Genomic DNA, 18,723 nt, shown 5'->3' on the forward strand with positions numbered 1-18,723 from the left:
TGAAATAGCGATGCCGGACGAAAATAAGCCGGAATTAATTTTAATTTAGAAGTTGGTGGGTACCTGTGCGACGACGATGGTTAAAAAACAATCCGCTGATCCTTAGTTTTTTACTGCCGGGACTGTTAGTCGGTTTTTACTTTGCTATTCGCGGCGTTTTCCCGTTTGGTTCCAGCAGCGTGCTCACGGTTGATCTGGGCCAACAGTATATTGACTTTTTTGCCTATCTTCGCCAAACTCTGCTCGGCCACCCGGGGCAGCTTTTTTATGCCTTTAATAAAGGATTAGGCGGCGACATGTTTGGCGTCTTTGCATATTATTTACTGAGTCCGTTTAATTTGTTGGTAATTCTTTTCCCCACTGACATGCTGGATGTTGCTGCTTTTTTGATCATGATTCTAAAAATCAGCACGGCCGGATTAACCATGGGATGGTATGCCAAACACCACGGAATTAACGGGCTGATGATTTCCGCTTTTGGATTGGCATATGCGCTTAGCGGTTGGCTGTTGGCAAACAGTTTCAACTTGATGTGGCTAGATGCAGCGATTTTGCTGCCGCTGATCGTTCAAAGTGCGGAGGCGTTGTTCACCAAAGGCCGGAACATTGCCTATATCGGCTGGCTGGCAGCTGCCCTAATCATTAACTTTTACACAGGCTATATGATCGCTTTGTTTCTGGTATTATACGCCGCTTATTGGCTCAGTGCCCATGCCAAGTCTTGGCGGCACGCCTGGCGCATCGGCCTGCGCTTTATAGGCGCCAGCTTACTGGCAGCTATGTGCAGCGCCGTGGTGCTTCTTCCAACGTGGTTTCAGCTTGCCCAGTCCAAAGCAACGTATACGGTCAAAACGTTCCAGTGGCACTTTGAGTATGCCCCGGATCGCTTGTTAAGCAAGCTGATCCCGGGAAGTTTCAACTTTGATCAAATGCCTTCAGGGTTCCCGAATATTTACGTCGGCGCCTTAGGATTTGTTCTAGCAGTCCTTTTCTTCTTATCCAGACAGCAGCCATGGCGACAGAAAATCGCGGCTGTCTTGGTGACCGGTTTCTTGCTACTTTCCTGCATGTTCGAACCGCTGGATTTATTGTGGCATGGTTTTCAGTTTCCGGTTTGGTATCCGTACCGGTTTACGTTTGTTTTGTGCTTCTGGTTCCTGAGTTTAGGTATCAACAGCTTGGCAAAAATAGAAACGGGATTGTCGCTGCAAAAGCTCGTCATTTTGCTAATCGTATTCGGGCTGATTTACGGTGACGTGGCGCTTAATCTGAAGCACTTCAGCTTTTTGACTTTCGGTAATCTCGTGTTTGGCATCGGTTCGCTGTTACTGGTGCTTGTGTGGCTCAGTCTGGACCAGCACCGGCCGTTATGGTTTGGGTTTGCCATTGTTTTGGTCGATATGAGCGGCAGCATGATTCTGACACTGAATCAGCTGGCTTACCTCGGCCACCGTGATTACCACGATTATACCGCAGCACTTATTCAAGGGGCCAACGCCGTCAAGGAAGACGATCACGGATTCTTTCGCATTGGCAAAACCACAATTCGGACGCGCAACGATCCGATGACCGGCAACTATCGTGGTGCCGATCAATTTAACTCGCTGCTCGAGCCAGCTTTACCAAAGTTCTTTGGGCAAATTGGCCAACCCGAAGACGACGGCTCGGTGGCATACACCAATGGCACGTTAATCACGGATAGCCTGCTGGGGATGAAATACTTTTTAACACCGACTCATGCGCAGAGCTCCCTACCCGATGCCGGGCAACGGCCTGATTTAAAGTGGTATCGGCAAGTGAACCAAGTCGGCCCCTGGAAAATTCTGCGGTCACCATTCGCTCAACAAATCGGCTTCGCGGCCAGCACCGATTTACTGAAACAGCAGCTTTATAGCGATACACCTGTCGCCAACCAATCGTTTATTCTCCAGGCTGCCCTAGGAAAAGACACCGATCCTTATTTTAGCGCGTTGCCACTCCCCGAACCGACGCTTGCTGGCGTTCGCCGCACGACATCAAATGGCACCTCGACCTTTACCAAGGTTGGCAAAGGTCGCCATACTGTGACCTATCGTTTTAAACCACAAGCGGGAAAATGCTACGTTCTGACGCTTGGCAGCCATTTTGCCAATCACCTGGTGAACCTCAAACAAAATGGAAACGCTGTGACGCTCCCTGATAGCTTTAACGACACGATCACTGTAAACGTCACGCCTAAAAAGGGCCTCCAGGAGCAATCTTTAACTTTTCAGCTCAATAAAAAAGAAGCGTGGTTTGACAATGTTGGTCTGTATCAAGCTGATGTCGGTACTATTCAACACGATCTCAAACAGTTACAAGCTGGCGGTTGGCGGGTTAAACACGCCACTGACACCACCATTGCGGCTGATGTCACCATCCATCAATCACACCAAATGTTGCAAACAACAATTCCAACGGCACCAGGCTGGCACGTTCGCGTTAACGGCCGCCCGGTTTCAGTCAAAACCAGTCTAGGCATTTTCATGGCCATTCCGCTTAAGCCCGGGCATTATCGCATCACCATGCGCTACACCCCGCCATTATTGGGCTGGGGCAGCCTGATAACGGTTATCGGCTTGCTTCTGACGACAAGGTGGTGGTTTGTCACAACTCGGCACCAGCCCTATCGGAAATCATGATCTGAAAAGCAAAAAATCCTTAGGCAACAGCAACCGCGCCCGAGGATTTTTTGCGTGCAGATTAATCATACATAAAGTATGACTGCAATCTGACTTATTCTTCTTTAAATTCGTACTTAGGTTCATCCAGATGGGCATCGTAATCAACCGTCATTGCAAGGTTTTCAAAGAACCATGCATCGGTCGGATTGACGAAATAGGTCACGCCGTCTTTTTCGACTGACATAATTGGATGCTCTGGATAATCATCCCTTGTCATGCCCACGCTAAAACCATCATGAACCTGGGTTTTACCATAAGCTTTTCCGAAGAAGCGAATGCCGGCACCTTGATCCGGTAAATTCAATTCACGGTGAAACCATTGACTTGCTTTATCAGTGATCGCGAGTTGCAACCCCATCATCTCCTTGATCATTTTTGACCAGACCATGCTTTAGCGCATAAATCGCCGCCTGGGTCCGATCCTCGACATCCAACTTGGCTAATATGTTTGAAACGTGCGTTTTAACCGTTTTTAATGTAATAAATAATGCTGTGGCAATCTCCTGATTCGACTTGCCTTGCGCAATCAACTGCAAAACTTCGCGTTCGCGGTTGGTCAGTTCGTCATACTGCGGTTGCGGATGATTCATGCGATTCATCATTTTGGTGGTCACCTGCGGCTCAAGTACCCGTTCGCCCTTGGCAGTCTGCCGAATGGCTTTGGCAATTTCCTCCGCCGTTGCGGTTTTCAGAATATAGCTCGCCGCCCCTGCCTCCATGGCTGGATATACTTTGGCATCATCGATGAAACTGGTCAAAATGATAATCCGCGCTTGCGGCCAAGCTTTCAGAATCTCCTTAGTCGCCGTAATGCCGTCTTTTACCGGCATCACCAGATCCATCAAGATAATATCAGGCCGATCTTTCAACGCCATATCGACGCCTTCCTGGCCGTTCTCGGCTTGATCGACCACCTCTAAGTCAGGCTGAACGCCAATATAAGTCGCCAGTCCCAATCGAACCATTTCGTGATCATCAACGATCAATACTTTAATCATGCGCAACATCCTTTGATAACGGTACCCTGACTTCAACACTGGTTCCTTGACCGACCACACTCACAACCTTGGCCGTTCCGCCCATGGCCGCCGCGCGTTCCTTGATATTGGCAAGACCATAGTTACCGTTGCCATTAGTTTCTTTTGGATCAAACCCAACACCATCATCCACCATACGCAAAATAACCATATCTTGCAACCGCTTCAGATAAACTTCCAGGCTATCGGCCTTGGCATGGCGTAATGTATTGCTAAGTAACTCCTGAACAATCCGGAAAAGATTATCCTCCGTTGCAGCATTTAACTTAATGTCATCCAATTGCCATGTGATTTTGATTGTAATCTTGGTTTGCAATTCTTTCAACAACTGAATGATTCCCTGCTTTAGCGACTTGCCTTCAAGATTAGTCGGACGCAGATGCAATAGCAATGCCCGCATTTCCGCCTGGGCTTCATTGATCACTTTTTGAATCGTATCCAACTGCTTCTGCAAAGCTTCCTGCTTAGGATCGCGTTCTGCAACACTCCGCAGTGCGGACAACATCATCATCGCCGCAAATAACTGCTGGGAAACGGAATCATGCAGTTCCCGAGCTAACCGATGCCGTTCACCGGTTAGAATGGCCTCACGGGTTTCGCCGGAAAAGCGGACAGGCGTATTACTATAACGTTCAATCTCACGTTGTAAGCGTATCATTTTTTGCCGTAACGCTTCAAGCAAGTCAGCTGGCTGTTTGCCCAATGCGGCGACCGCTTGTTGAGAGCGATTAAAGATTGGCGCTTGATATTGTCCGGCATTTAATTGCGCCAAGCGACTATCCAACTGATTACGCATCACCCGTTGTCGCCATAACACAATCACGGTGGCGCCGGAACTGATCAGTAAGGCTCCAATAAAAAGGTAAACAAATAACGGCGCCGAAAGCACATTCGCTAACAGAAGCTGCAGGAAATCATGATGGGTCACTTTTGCCAGCATAAACACCAAACAGGCCTCGACCAAAATCGTCCAGACCAGCAGAATCAGAAAAAAACCGACTAACATCCGTCTCCTCATACTGCCAGCACCTCCAAGTCGCCCACCACCACATTCGTGATAATGTGGATTCGGCGCGGTGCATCGTCGTAATCCTGCGAATAAGCGGTCACACTTTGGCTATGCAGCATCGAGTCGGAATCTTCAAAATGCAGCCGCCCATAAAACGTCGCATGTTCTACAGCAACGCCAACACCCACGGGAACCAAAATTCTGGTTTTCCCAAAGCCTTTGCGAATCATAATCACGCTGTCGCCTTTGGGTAAAAAAGTGTCACCCAGGTCAATGATGGTATCACCAGCTGGCACCACCATATTGATGTCATCCCAATCATAACTAGGTGCAATCGTTTGCCGCCCTGCCCAGGAACGAATCGTTCGGCGCCCGGCTTTTTTGCCTGGGGCCTCCGTGACTGGGGCAACGTACTGTTTATGATTCCAAACCGAAAAGCCTGCTTTTGGTTTGGTCAGAACCATCATCAAAAAGATCCCGGCCACCATCAATATGAGCCAAATCGCGGGATTAATGAAAATACCTAGTACCATTAAAACACCGCCAAACGTGACACTAAAAGTCCGCAGCCGGTGCCAGTGCATGCCTAAGAAAAGAAACAGAAAGCCAATCAGGATCGTTGCCAACGCCATGGGATTCGTAATGATCTGGAATCCTAGCCAGAGTAAGAGCGCAAATTCAATCCCCAAAAACAGTTGCCAGCGGCGCATTTGCGATCCCTCCTTTTAATCAAAATCGTGAATTTATCTGGCAGTGAGGCATCACCAAATTCGTACCCGACTACCATATCCTTGATTTATTATAACGGATCAAATGCTCGCTAGCTTAGGGCGTAAGGCTGATATTCACCGGCAAGTGATATTTGCTCATAAGAAAAGCCAGCAAGCACATCCTCGTCGTCGGAGATGTGCTTGCCGGCTAGCTTTTATAAAATGAGATTAGCCTTCAACTTTTGTAATCGTCACGGTCATTTCGCCGCCTGGGGTGTTAATGGTAACTTTGTCGCCAACTTTACGACCAATAAGGCCTTGGGCAATCGGGCTTTCATTACTGATCTTGCCATTGAAAGCATCGGCTTCCGCTGCCCCGACAATTTCGTATGTTTCCTCGTCGCCGTCTTCTTCAAAGGTCACTTTTTTACCAATGGAGACTTCATTTTTAGCAACTGCCTTAGCGTCAATGATCTCAGCGTACCGCAACATTGTCTGAATCGTCACGATCCGATTTTCAAGTGTGGATTGTTCATCCTTGGCTGCTTCATATTCGGAGTTTTCGGACAAATCGCCGAACCCCCGGGCTACCTTGATCCGCTCAATAACTTCTGGGCGTTTCTTGGTTTTTAGTTCCTCAAGTTCGTTTTCAAGTTTCTTTTTACCTTCTGCTGTCATCGGATAGCTTTTGTCTGCCATAAAATACTTACCTCACTTCTTATTTTCCTTAGTCACTTTATTAATCCGGGAGCCATTTGTCAATGGCTACTCTTGTAAACCGCGTTCCGCTAGAATGGCTTTGATCTTGGTCACCAGTAAATCAATGGCGACTTGATTCTGACCGCCTTCCGGAACAATCAGATCCGCATAGCGTTTCGTTGGTTCAACAAATTGATGATACATCGGTTTTACGGTTTTTAAATATTGATTAGTAATTGAATCTAGTGTCCGCCCGCGCGAAACCATGTCGCGCCGGATCCGGCGAATGACACGAATATCGTCATCTGTATCGACAAATACCTTAATGTCCATCATGTTACGTAACGACTCATCATCAAGAATCAGAATACCTTCAAGAATGATCACATCTTTAGGCTCAAGATGCACTGTTTTATCCGAGCGATTATGAATCGTGTAATCATAGACCGGTTGATCAACTGCATGACGATGGATCAACTCATCCAGGTGATGCTTCAGTAGCGGAGTGTCAAACGCCAACGGATGATCATAATTGATTTTCTTCCGCTCCGAGAATGGTTTGTCGCTTCTCTTATAATACGCATCCTGTGCCAGTAAGAGCAAGGAATGCCCGGAAAAGTGATCGAAAATTGCTCGACTGACACTGGTCTTGCCACTGGCAGAACCACCAGTCACACCGATCACAATGGGTTTCTTTTGCTGCATCTGCTGGCCTTCTTTCATTTAAATCGTTGACAGAAAAAACTGCGCACAACAGCCTTGGAAAAGATGTCCAGCATTCAAGCATCATTTCCAAGGCCGTTTTTCTTTAATTGAGTCACTAAAATTTCGCCACTGATTCTAACACGATAAAACTGCTCCGTCTTGCCTGTCAAGATCAACCCACAAGTAAATCATGCCACTAAAGTCGTGGATAAGGGGCGCTAGGGCCAACATGTAAATTACTTATTGACAGATGAATTATCGCTGGCAAACTTAGCCGTGTTCTCGTCGTGTTGTTCACGCGTGGTAGCATACAGCACTTCGCCGGTCTTCAGGTTGGCAACAAAGTACAGATAATGCTTGCTGCGATCATTTGGACTCAACACCGCAGTGATACTTTGCTCACTTGGCGAATCAAATGGACCAGGCCCGTAACCGGTATGCACATACAGGTTATACGGCGAATCAACACTGGTATCTTTATTGGTCAAATGGGTTTTATGTGTGTTTAAAGCATACATAACCGAAATATCGGATTGCAATGGCATATCCGCATCAATTCGATTCAAGAAGACCCCGGCAATTGTCCGGCGATCTTCCTGGGTCACCCCTTCACGCTCAACCAGCGAAGCCAAGGTCATGACTTCCTGAACCGTATAACCTTGCTTTTTGATACTCTTATAGTAACTTTGCATGACGCTGTCGGTTTTGGCTAACATGGCTTCAACCAGATCTTCGACCGTCTCGCCAGCGCTCACACTATAAGTGGCTGGGAAAAGATAACCTTCCAAGCGGTAGCGAACGCCTTGGGCCGAAGCAGCAGAGCTCAGAAGCTGCGGGTATTTCTTGGCCATTTTAGCAAAGAACGCCTGATTTTTCATGAGCGCCATGAATTTCTTGCTCGTCAGATTGCGATTTGATTTGCCTAGCTTATTCACGGAGGTTGCGATTTGCTCGATTGTCGCGCCTTCTTTAACTAGCAACTGTCCCGCCGCGGTGGCTGCTGTGCCGCCAGCCCGCAACTTTTGGATCACCTGATTCATCGAATCACGTTGTGTCAACTGATAACTGCCGGCCTGAAAGTCAGCAATGTTGTGAAACTTGACATAATAATTGAACACCATGGCACTTTTGATCACGTGCTTGGCTTCCAATTTGGCGGCAATTTGTTTGGTGGATGAACCTGCAGGCACCGTGACATTGACAGAAGTCTGACCATTCGGATTCACCGGCTGAAGTGCCGAGTGGACGTACCGATACCCCATCAGGCCAACAATCACCAGCACCGCAAACAAGATACCCAGAACCCACGCGACAATCTTGTGCGACGCCTTTTTTTCATCGGCGCGCAACCGCCGTTTGTCCTCTACATGTCGGGATCGCCTATCCAAAAAAGATGCCTCCTTTTTACGTACTATTGTTTATCGCGGATTAAACTAAATGTGCCTGTAATCCAAACTGGCAGCATACAGCCGCTTATGTAACAGAACCACCGCCGAACTATCTTCGGCAGCAGCTTAATAACCAATGACCATCATACCTAATTACGCGGTAAATTGCGACTGATGATTAGCGAATCTCAGCAGCCAAATCTGATGCTAACGCAGACTTAACACGATCGAACGCTTGCGTCACTTCGTCTTCAGTCAGCGTCTGGTCATCCCGCCGATAAGTCAGCGTGTATGCCAAGCTCTTTTGGCCCTCAGCGATGTGTTCACCTGCGTAAACATCGAAAAGTTTAACCTGCTTCAGATAGGCACCGCCGTGTTGCCGGAAAACGTCCATCACTTGCGCATTTGTGACGGTCTCAGCCACCTGAAGCGCAATATCGCGCGTGACGGCCGGGAACTTCGGTGCCGGTTGGGCAATCTTTTCCTGTTTTGGCGCAACGAACAACGCGTCAAGATCTAGCTGAAAGACAAACGTCTCGGGCAAATGGTTGTCATGTTCAAATGCGGGATGCAGGCGTCCTAAGAAGCCAATGCGCGTGTCGCCGACAAAAATATCGGCAGCTTGGCCTGGATGAAGTTCGGTCACTGCCTGCGTTGCCGCAAACCGTACTGGCTCTGCCAATGAATAATCTTCAAGCAAGTGGGTAACAATCCCTTTGACATAAAAGAAATCAACGGGACGGGCATCCTGGTTCCAAGTCTTAGTCGTCACCTGGCCGGTCAATGCACCACCTAGGTACTCGATTTCAGTCGGGCGAACCTGATCGCCGGTTTTGGTGAAAATGCGGCCCTGCTCATAAATCGCCACATTGGTTTCTTTACGAGCCTGATTGTATTTAATGACATCCAATAATCCAGTGACCATGTTCATGCGTAACACGGCATGATCGGTTGTCATCGGTGAATCAACCCGGGTTGGCTTGCCTGGTTGCAGTTTGAACTGCTCAGCCGCTTTGGCAGTGGTTAAGCCATAAGTGATTGCCTGGGTTAAGCCCAGTCCTTCAAGAAGATGCCGGGTCCGCCGAATCCGTTTTTGCTTCGGGGTATATTCCCCGATTGTCATAGTTGTCGTCGGCAAGGTACTTGGTAAATTATCAAAGCCATAAATACGCGCAACTTCTTCAACCAGATCCGCTTTAATGTGGATATCCCAGCGGCGTGGCGGAACCGCAACCGCAAAAAGACCGTCCGCAACCGTCACGCCAAAACCTAACTGGCGAAAAATGCCGGTTACCTGGTCTTCTTGCAGATCGGTGCCTAAAACGTGATTGATGTGGTCTAGGGAGATATCTACCACCACATCCTTGGCTTCAACAGCAGTCGGACTCAAAGTGCCTTTAGCCGATTGACCGCCTCCCAATTCAGCCATCCAGGCAACAGCAGCATCCAACGCGTGGTTAATATCAGCCAGATTGATGCCTTTTTCGAAGCGGGAAGACGCTTCTGAACGCAGATTATATTTCAACGCGGTTTTCCGCACATTGACCGGATTAAAACTAGCCGCTTCAACGACAACGGTTGTGGTGGTTTCGGAGATCTCCGAATTCAAACCGCCCATGACCCCGGCTAAAGCAACCGGCACCTGACCATTTGTAATGACGATGTCGCGATCATCCAGTTCATGTTCCCGACCATCCAAGGTAGTTAACGGCTCACCGTTTTTGGCACGGCGGACTTCAATATGCTTGTCGCCGAGTTTGGCATAATCAAATGCGTGCAGCGGCTGGCCATACGCCAACATAATCAGATTCGTGATATCGACAATATTATTAATTGGCCGAACCCCGGCATTCCAGAGACGCCGTTGCAACCAGAGTGGGCTTTCTTTGACCTTAACATGATCAATAACCCGCAGCTGATAGCTCGGTGCATCGTGGGCATCTTTGACTTCTGCAGTTAGGTAGTCGGCAATCGGCTTCGTGCCCTCGGTTAACGGTTTTTCGACAAAATGCGGCTTTTCGGCATAGGTGGCACCGACCTCCCACGCAACGCCGCGCATCCCTAAAGCATCCGCGCGGTTTGGCGTGATTTCAAAATCCAAAATGGCATCATGCATACCTAACGCGGCTAACGCATCACTGCCTGGCTTCAATGGTTCGTTGAAAACATAGATGCCGTTCAAATAGGACTTTGGTACCACATTTTCGTTAAAGCCGATTTCCTGAAGCGCACAAATCATCCCGAGGCTTTCTTCGCCGCGCATTTTGCCTTTTTTAATTTTGACATTGTCCGCAATCCGCGCACCTGGCAGTGCCACAACGACCGTTTGTCCTGCAGCGACATTGGGAGCACCGCAAACAATCTGCCGCGGCTCCGCTTCGCCGACATCCACATCACAAAGCTTGAGATGATCGGAATTCGGATGCGGCTTACTTGTCAGCACTTTCCCGACCACGATTTTTTTCAATCCGGCGTCAGGGTGCTTAACCCCATCGATTTCAATCCCGGTTCGGGAAACCTTATCGGCCAATTCTTCTGGTGAAACCGGGACATTGACGAGTTCTTTTAACCAATCATATGAAACGTTCATCTTAACCCTCCTGGCTGAACTGCGTTAGGAAGCGCAAGTCGTCTGTGTAAAAGCTGCGGATATCGTCAATGCCGTATTTCAGCATGGCGAACCGATCCGGACCGAGGCCAAATGCAAAGCCACCATAGACATCGGCATCAATCTTGGCTGCCCGCAGAACATTCGGATGCACCATGCCGGCACCGAGGACTTCAATCCACCCGGTATACTTGCAAACCGGGCAGCCCTTGCCGCCGCAACGGAAGCAGGAAACATCGACTTCAACAGACGGTTCCGTGAATGGAAAATAACTCGGACGCAACCGAATTGTTCGATCAGCGCCAAACACGTGCTGACACATGGCAAGCAGCGTTCCCTTGAGATCAGCCATGGTAATGTGCTTATCAATGACTAATCCTTCCATTTGGTGAAATTGATGGCTATGCGTGGCATCGTCATCATCGCGACGATAAACCAAACCCGGACTGATCATCTTCAACGGCCCCTTACTGAAATCATGCTTTTCCATGGTCCGCGCCTGCATCGGGCTCGTCTGTGATCGCATCAGCAATTCATTGTTGATATAAAAAGTTTCCTGCATATCACGCGCCGGATGGTCCTTGGGAATGTTCATCATTTCAAAGTTATAATGATCTTCCTCGACTTCCGGGCCACTCAGCACTTGATACCCCATGCCCATGAAGAAGCTTTCAAGATCGTCCATGATTTGGATAATGATGTGCGGCGTACCAGCAACAACCGGGTCGCCCGGCAATGTCACGTCAATGGTTTCCGACGCCAATTTGGCATCAATAACCGCCTGTTCCAGTTGCGCTTTGCGGGCTTCAATCGCGGCACTCAACTCATCACGAATTTTGTTGGCAAATGCACCGACTTTTGGTCGTTCATCGGCTGCAAGATCCTTCATCCCACGCAGGACGCTGGTGATCGGACCTTTTTTCCCTAATAGCTGCACGCGAATCTGATTCAAGTCATCCAACGAATTGACTTCTTTGATGCGCTCGTTGTTTTGTTGAAAAAGTTGTTCGAGCTTGGTTTGAAAATCCATATTTTTCCTCCTCGATTACTGACTGCAAGTGGCATTTTTTATGCGTTTTGAAGGCATAAAAAAAGTCCCTCTTCAAAAGGGACGAAGCGTCGCGGTACCACCCTTGTTCATGGTCACACTGATCCATGCACTCAACAAGGTAACGGCCAGGCCGGAGCTTTCTAAGTGTTGCCACCTCAAAAGTCAACTCGGAAAGTGAAGACAAACATTTTGGTAACAGACGTCTCGCAGTCTTATGAACGTCACTCCCTGTCTTACCAGCCTGTTTGGGCTTTCGTCATGGTTTTTATGTTTTTAGATAAAACAAGCTTAGCAAATTGAGCGCTGACGTCAAGAGCTGAATTTTCAACTGGCGCCCGTTAAAAGAAAAAAACGCGTGAATTACGCGTTTTTCTGAGTCTCATTGGCGTGGCACTCTTCATCCGTAACCCAGGCATCGCCCCAAGCGTGTGCCGCTGCCATCACCGAATTCAAAGCCCGGCCTTTATCTGTCAGTGCATATTCGATCAAAGCCGAATCCTTATGGGTCAAACGATTGATCAAGCCTTCGCCCTCAAGTTCTTTCAGACGCTCAACCAAAACCCGGTCTGAACAACGCGGAATCAGCTTCGCAATATCCTTGAAACGGGAATTGCCATTGTTCAATAACACTTCCAGGATCAAACCGTTCCATTTCTTGCCTAGAATTTCAAACGTATGTTGAAATTTAGGACAAAGAGCGACTTGCTGACTTTGACAATCGGTTGTACTGGTTACTGTTGCATCCACTCTACTCACCTCATTATTCCCACTTACTTACATTTAGATAGTGCTAGCATACCACACTGGCAAAATATTACAACCCGATGTATAAGAAAGTCCAGACAAACCAAGTAAAACTGCTAATAAAGTCACTTAATTATTGGAGTCCCAAAACGATCAAAAAAGTCTTAGGCAATAAGTTCCATGTCGTGCCAAACTACGCAATCTCCGGCCAGCTGGGGCTGGAACGCTGTGACGGCGCTTTGAGCCAGAAAACCACTGTCTCAAAGTCGCCTAACAACATCAGCGACAAAAATCGGTCGCTGTGTTGTTTCCACTGCTGAGCCCCATCTGGCCTGCGATTGCTCCGCTTTGGCACTAATGTCTCAATAGCTCTCCCGAATTACTTTGCGAAAACAAAGAGTGAACATGATCCAAGTTTATGAATGTTTGTTTTTATATTGTGAACTTGAATTATGTCAGAACCTTTCAAAATAAAAAGAACCGCAGATAAATATCCGCGGTTCCCGTGTGGACGGTGGCAACTACCACCATCATATCACGATCCTAATTTAAAGCTTTTAAGTGGGTGTGGATCGGATGCCGGAGCTTGTGCATCCATGGTACGACGACCTCATCCATCGCAGCATAATCATCAACTAGAGATACAACAAAACTCTCCTTGTATTTAGGCAAGCCAACTGTTGCGCCCCACATGTGCTTGATGATGATGTCTTTTTCCATCGGTGACAATTCGGTCAGCTTCTCAGCGTTCCGTAAAGCAATCCGAGGATGGATAAAGGCATGCGTCCCCAAGTCAAACTTGGTTTTGCGCCAATCATAGTAAAACAGATCGTGCAACAAGCCTGCTCGGGCGATCGCACGAACATTCAGATGCAGCCGTTTCCCGATCAGATAGCTCTGATAGGAAACACTGATCGAGTGCTCCAATCGGTTAGAATAATGATGTTGCGGGTGTTCTGCCAGTCGCTGAACCTCAGGCTTGGCCAATAAATCAGCCACATACCCTACATACTCAGCATCCGATTGCCAATCGCGTTTTTTGCTCAAGACATCTGCTCCTTTTGTGGTTTGATGAACACACTTATAGTATAACAGCTTCCACCCCTAAAAGGCACCTTCATAATAGATTCTTAATCCCCAACTAGATGAAACATCATGATCGCTGCAGCGACCGCAACATTCAACGATTCTGCCTGCCCGCGAATGGGAATGTATAAGTTTGTGTCGGTTTGCTTTAAAAGAACAGGATCCATACCGTTACCTTCGTTGCCGACGATCAAGCCAAATTGGGCACTTGGCTGAATCTTGCGATAACTTTTAGCCTTCTCATTGAGTTCCGACCCATAAACCGGAATGCCGGCCCGTTGCAGCGCTTTGATAATCGGCATCAGCTTGGCGGAGACGATACGGACGTGGAATTGACTGCCCTGCATAGCCCGCAAGACTTTTGGGCCAAAAGCATCGGCCGTTCCCTGCCCGAAAATCACGGTCTTGATGCCGGCAGCATCTGCCGTACGTACTAAAGTTCCGACATTGCCGGGATCCTGAATCGCGTCTAACAACAAAAATTGCCCACTCAGAGGCTCAGGTAATTGTTCGGCCTGCCGTGGCATAACCGCAAAAATGCCTTGCGGTGTCTCGGTGTCACTGAGATGTTCCGCTACTGATTCCGAAATCTGGGTGATTTTGTCATAAAACGGCTTGAGCGCGCGGTCATCCAAATATTTTTCGGTTGCATAAATATCGTAAGGCGTCTGACCACTCGCCAGCGCCTCCTGAACCAAATGACGCCCTTCCAATAAGTAACGTCCGGCATCTTTTTGGTGTTTCTTAACGGTTAATTTTTTAGCGGTCTTGATTCTGTCGTTCTTAGGTGATGAAATATATTCCATAAAATTCTCCTTCTGGCGCCAATGTTCGGCGATGTTTACAGTTGCCGACAAGTTCATTTTTAAAAATCAAACTTTAGTCCATTGTCGCCGCACTCATAAGCCTTATGCTACACTAGTATGGACTGTGGAGAAAGCACGGATGAGGACTTTGATGCTTTTTCACAGGCAGTTTTCTCACGAAATGAGCGCACCTAGAAGCTTTCTGATACTAGAAGCGCGTGATAGTAGGAAAGGAAGTGTCTTTTTGGTCAAACTCGCTAAACAAATCGTCGTCCGTGGCCGGGTGCAAGGCGTCGGTTTCCGCTGGGCCACGAAGATGATTGCAGATAATCTGAACATTAGCGGCACTATCGAAAACCGCTCTGACGGCTCTGTTTTTATTCAGGCAGCTGGCGAACCGCTTAATCTGGCAAAATTTGTCGCCCAGGTTAAGGCAGGTCCTAATCCTTACGCTAACGTTTCGACTTATGAAGAGAAGCCCTTGGAAAACATTCCAGACTTCCATGGTTTTCGCGTCACCGGTTGAATCCGTTCAGCCCATACAGTATAGTTAAACCCGATGACATTTTGAAGGGAAATTATTCATGCACAAGTCGAAAAAAGTATTTACATTAGGGATTGTGGGCTTATTGCCCTTATTATTAGCCGCGTGTGCTCCAACCACGAAACAAGGGGTCACGCTTAAACCACCAACGGATCCATTCTTTGGCACTTTTTATAAAGTCATTGGGCTGCCACTTCAGCACTTGATGGAGTGGATTGCCGGGTTTGTCGGCACGACCAGCAGCTACGGGATTGCGATTATCGTGATCACCTTACTGGTCCGCTTAATCGTGTTACCGCTCATGTTACGGCAACAACGGACCATGACGGCTTATCAGGAAAAGCAAAAGATCCTCCAGCCACAACTGAAAATTGTCCAAGAAGCGACCAAAAAAGCCAAAACCCCGGAGCAACAATTAGCTGCCAATAACTACATGCGGAAAATTTATTCCGCCAACGGGACGAGTATGATTCCGTCCATGGGTTGTTTGCCGATGCTCATTCAGTTGCCGATTTTCTCAGGTCTTTACCAAGCCATTGCGTACTCACCGGAAATCTCGCGGGCAACCTTCTTTGGTATTCAACTAGGCCACTCCAATTTCATCGTCACAATTTTAGCCACCTTGCCGTATATTGTGGTCAGCTTGATCATGTTGCAGGGCGTGCCGCCGGAACAGCGAAAAGCGATGCAGACAACGGCCTTTTTGAACCCGATCATGACGTTTATTTTTTGTATGATGTACAATGCCGGCTTAGGTCTCTACTTTGGTGCTGGCGGCATTATCCTCATCATCCAGCAAGCGATTGTGACTTACATCGTAACGCCTAACATTCGTAAGCGGCTTGATGAAGAAATGGAAGAAAATCCACCGGTCATCGTTGTTAATGAACATACCTTTGATGACTGGGGCAAAGTCACTGCGACAGCTGGTGCGACTAGCGGCAGTCACCAGCCGGCAGATCCAGATGCCATCGACCATAACAAATTACGCAAGCGCAACGCTGGTAAGCAGCAGCGACCACGCAAGTAAACTGTCACGTTTCTTAGTCGTCCGTTTTCGCGGGCGGCTTTTTTAATACTGGAGGCGATCACGATAGCCGGCTTCATCACGTGTACGGCACCCAAACGTTGAAAGTTGCGGGCAATCGCCAAGGTTCGAGGGATGAATGTAACTTTTGACCGTCAAACAACAAAATCGGCTGCAGAGACAAAATTTGTCTTTGCAGCCGATTTCACGTGAGAAGCGCTAACGTTTTTTAATCAACTTTGAAGTCACAGATTACTTTTAATCGTGGTATCGCCCTTCGGAGCAGCCGCCTGTTTGGCTTCTTCCTGAGCCTTAAGCGCCTTAGCTTTTGCTTCGGTAATGGTCGGCAGGTCAATTCGGAAAATGGACCCGTGTCCCAACGCTGAATCGACTTCGATTTGGCCGTGGTAGCTTTCAATTAACTGTTGGGCGATCGATAATCCGAGCCCATTGCCGCCTTTTTCCCGACTGCGAGCCTTGTCAACGCGGTAGAAGCGATTGAACACACGGCGTCGATCCTTTTCGGCAATGCCTTCGCCAAAGTCCTGCACGGCCAAAGCAACACCATTGCCACTGTTTTGCGCCATTGACACATGAATCTCTTTTCGGTTAGTCGAATATTTGACTGCATTATCCATTAAAATGATCATGACCTGCTCTAAATGATTACGATACATGCGAACATACGTGGTCTTCTCAAGATCATCATCTAACGTAAACGTGAAGTCGGGATGGATCATCCGAAAGTCTGCGACAACCTGCTGAACGGTTTTATGCACATCGACCACGGCATTAGGAAACTGAACATCCACCTGATCAGCTCGGGTCAGATCCAACATTTCCTGAATCAGGCTCTTCATGCGGGTAATTTCCTGCAACGATGCCTTCAAAGACTCATCCAAGACCTCGGGATCATCCTTGCCCCACCGGTTCAACAGTTGCAGGTGGCCTTCCAAAATGGCAACCGGTGTCCGCAACTCATGTGACACATCCTGCACAAATTCACTCTGCTGATCGATATAGCGCTGAATCCGATCTAACATGCCATTAAATTCGAGCACGAGGTCACCAAGCTCATCATTGCGTTTGAGCGCCGGTATCCGGACGGTACTTTCCGGCTCCTCATTCACGACATCAATAGCATTCGTGATTAATTTAATGGGTTTTAAGAAGCGCGTCGCCAAAATATAACCAATCAGAATCGAAATCAATACCGCCGCAAAACTTAAGCCCACGATGAGTAACGTGATTTCGTGCATCGTCGCATGGAACGCCGTTAGTTTATTCGTCACTTGTACATAACCAATTAAGTCAGACGTCGTGGCCGAATAAATTGGTGCAGTGCCTACCAGACCGTTAAAATCACCAATATGGCTCTCCTGTACCTCGGTGCCATGAACCTTGCCTAACGTGATGGGGGTATCCCGTGACTGAAAAATATTCGTGCGATCGCGTGAAAAAACCGACACACTCACATCGGCCTGCGCCAACTTTTGAATCACCGAATCAGAAAAAATCCGCTCACGTGATTCACTCGGTGCCGGTAACGAAGGTTGATCCGACGCCGTTGTACCTTCCAACCGCGGAACAACTTGGGCAATGGTCAAATCGCCACTGACTGGGGAAAGTCGTTGGACAACGGTACTAAGCGTGTCCGTGACGGTTCGGCGCTCCTGATTCAACAGAATCTGTCGCATCGCACCGTATAGAATCATCGAAAAGGTGACAAAAGTGACAAAAATCCCGACACCAACCGTTACGGCCCATTTGACCTTTAACGAGATGCGGGGACTTTTCTTCTTTTGCCCGGTACTTGTCTGTTTAATCACCATTACGAGCGCATGACATAGCCGGTTCCCCGAACCGTCTGAATATAACTAGGTTCACCCGGCCGATCGATTTTGTTACGAATATAGCGGACATACACATCGACAACATTCGTTTCAACATCGGAGTTATAACCCCAGACCTTGGAAAGCAAGACGTCACGAGCCAAGACCACATTGACGTTCTCCATCAAAGTCAAAAGCAATTCATACTCACGCTTGGTCAGCTCGATAATGTCATCACCGCGCCGAACAACCCGGTTTTCCTTTTCAATCACGAGATCACGATATTTGATCGTGGTTTGTTTAGCGGTGTTGTTTTCGCCTTCGATACTAATTCGGCGTAACAACGCGCGTAACCGCGCCAACAATTCTTCGATGGCAAATGGCTTGACAATGTAATCGTCGGCGCCGTGGTCCAAGCCACTAACGCGATCAATCACAGAATCACGGGCGGTCATCATGATAATCGGCGTATTCTTGACCTGTCGTACCCGCCGGCAGACTTCAAGGCCATTCAACTCTGGCAACATCAAGTCAAGCAGGATAGCATCCCAGTCTTCAGCCAACGCCGCCTCAAGTCCGGTGCGGCCATTGAAATGGACTTCCGTTTCGTAGCCTTCGTGTTTTAATTCCAGCTCGACAAACCGGGCAAGATTTTTTTCGTCTTCAATAATCAGTATTTTACTCATCAGGGTCTCCTTATGCTTTCTTAGTGGCACCACACACGCAACGCAACTTTATTCGTGATTTCTCATTAAAAAACGATGCTAAGCTAGTT

17 protein-coding genes are annotated in these 18,723 nt (G+C 48.0%); 3 read left to right on the top strand and 14 right to left on the bottom strand.

The genetic code is table 11. The features are described from left to right. The first annotated feature begins 65 nt into the window (after positions 1–65). A complete protein-coding gene (locus tag LHUE1_RS13495; RefSeq protein ID WP_049169500.1) occupies positions 66–2,660 on the top strand; it encodes a YfhO family protein in 2,595 nt (864 codons plus the stop codon). A gap of 94 nt (positions 2,661–2,754) precedes the next feature. On the opposite strand, the gene LHUE1_RS13500 is transcribed toward LHUE1_RS13495, so the two are convergent. From LHUE1_RS13500 to LHUE1_RS13555, 12 genes are all read right to left on the bottom strand, one after another. Then, complete coding sequence (locus LHUE1_RS13500) at positions 2,755–3,054, bottom strand: HesB/YadR/YfhF family protein (protein ID WP_217774535.1); 300 nt, start codon at positions 3,052–3,054, stop codon at positions 2,755–2,757. Beyond that, on the bottom strand, positions 3,035–3,700 hold the full coding sequence (locus LHUE1_RS13505; RefSeq protein WP_039639112.1) for a response regulator: 666 nt from the start codon (positions 3,698–3,700) through the stop codon (positions 3,035–3,037). Before LHUE1_RS13505 ends, LHUE1_RS13500 begins: the two co-directional genes overlap by 20 nt. Continuing rightward, complete coding sequence (locus LHUE1_RS13510) at positions 3,693–4,757, bottom strand: sensor histidine kinase (protein WP_049169502.1); 1,065 nt, start codon at positions 4,755–4,757, stop codon at positions 3,693–3,695. Before LHUE1_RS13510 ends, LHUE1_RS13505 begins: the two co-directional genes overlap by 8 nt. Then, a complete protein-coding gene (liaF, locus tag LHUE1_RS13515) occupies positions 4,754–5,458 on the bottom strand; it encodes a cell wall-active antibiotics response protein LiaF (RefSeq protein ID WP_010487940.1) in 705 nt (234 codons plus the stop codon). Before liaF ends, LHUE1_RS13510 begins: the two co-directional genes overlap by 4 nt. Before the next feature lie 228 nt (positions 5,459–5,686). After that, a complete protein-coding gene (gene greA / locus LHUE1_RS13520; protein ID WP_010487938.1) occupies positions 5,687–6,157 on the bottom strand; it encodes a transcription elongation factor GreA in 471 nt (156 codons plus the stop codon). A gap of 66 nt (positions 6,158–6,223) precedes the next feature. Next, positions 6,224–6,862: a uridine kinase gene (udk, locus tag LHUE1_RS13525; protein ID WP_277848116.1), complete on the bottom strand. Its 639-nt coding sequence runs from the start codon at positions 6,860–6,862 to the stop codon at positions 6,224–6,226. 236 nt (positions 6,863–7,098) lie between these two features. Beyond that, positions 7,099–8,250 carry an endolytic transglycosylase MltG gene (gene mltG / locus LHUE1_RS13530; RefSeq protein WP_049169504.1) on the bottom strand — a complete coding sequence of 384 codons (1,152 nt, stop codon included), beginning with the start codon at positions 8,248–8,250 and terminating at the stop codon, positions 7,099–7,101. 178 nt (positions 8,251–8,428) lie between these two features. Next, the gene (gene pheT / locus LHUE1_RS13535) at positions 8,429–10,840 is read right to left on the bottom strand and encodes a phenylalanine--tRNA ligase subunit beta (RefSeq protein ID WP_049169505.1); all 2,412 of its coding nucleotides are present in this window, start codon (positions 10,838–10,840) and stop codon (positions 8,429–8,431) included. A gap of 1 nt (position 10,841) precedes the next feature. Continuing rightward, complete coding sequence (gene pheS / locus LHUE1_RS13540) at positions 10,842–11,888, bottom strand: phenylalanine--tRNA ligase subunit alpha (protein WP_049169506.1); 1,047 nt, start codon at positions 11,886–11,888, stop codon at positions 10,842–10,844. Positions 11,889–12,269: 381 nt separating this feature from the next. Next, a complete protein-coding gene (locus LHUE1_RS13545; RefSeq protein WP_010487928.1) occupies positions 12,270–12,656 on the bottom strand; it encodes a winged helix-turn-helix transcriptional regulator in 387 nt (128 codons plus the stop codon). A 540-nt stretch (positions 12,657–13,196) separates the two neighbouring features. Next, the gene (locus LHUE1_RS13550) at positions 13,197–13,700 is read right to left on the bottom strand and encodes an HD domain-containing protein (protein WP_005684434.1); all 504 of its coding nucleotides are present in this window, start codon (positions 13,698–13,700) and stop codon (positions 13,197–13,199) included. An 83-nt stretch (positions 13,701–13,783) separates the two neighbouring features. Then, a complete protein-coding gene (locus LHUE1_RS13555) occupies positions 13,784–14,545 on the bottom strand; it encodes a TrmH family RNA methyltransferase (RefSeq protein ID WP_049172173.1) in 762 nt (253 codons plus the stop codon). Between the two features lie 244 nt (positions 14,546–14,789). Here LHUE1_RS13555 and LHUE1_RS13560 point away from each other — a divergent pair, with 244 nt between their 5' ends. Beyond that, positions 14,790–15,071: an acylphosphatase gene (locus LHUE1_RS13560; protein ID WP_025013374.1), complete on the top strand. Its 282-nt coding sequence runs from the start codon at positions 14,790–14,792 to the stop codon at positions 15,069–15,071. 58 nt (positions 15,072–15,129) lie between these two features. Continuing rightward, entirely contained in the window at positions 15,130–16,119 is a 990-nt protein-coding gene (gene yidC / locus LHUE1_RS13565) for a membrane protein insertase YidC (protein ID WP_049172171.1), read from the top strand. Between the two features lie 242 nt (positions 16,120–16,361). Here the strand turns inward: yidC and LHUE1_RS13570 are convergent, their stop codons facing one another. After that, positions 16,362–17,948: a HAMP domain-containing sensor histidine kinase gene (locus LHUE1_RS13570; RefSeq protein WP_049172164.1), complete on the bottom strand. Its 1,587-nt coding sequence runs from the start codon at positions 17,946–17,948 to the stop codon at positions 16,362–16,364. Next, a complete protein-coding gene (locus LHUE1_RS13575; protein ID WP_003565833.1) occupies positions 17,948–18,634 on the bottom strand; it encodes a response regulator transcription factor in 687 nt (228 codons plus the stop codon). Before LHUE1_RS13575 ends, LHUE1_RS13570 begins: the two co-directional genes overlap by 1 nt. Positions 18,635–18,723: the final 89 nt, after the last annotated feature.

The organism is Lacticaseibacillus huelsenbergensis (assembly GCF_029726355.1).
GTDB classification, from domain to species: domain Bacteria; phylum Bacillota; class Bacilli; order Lactobacillales; family Lactobacillaceae; genus Lacticaseibacillus; species Lacticaseibacillus casei.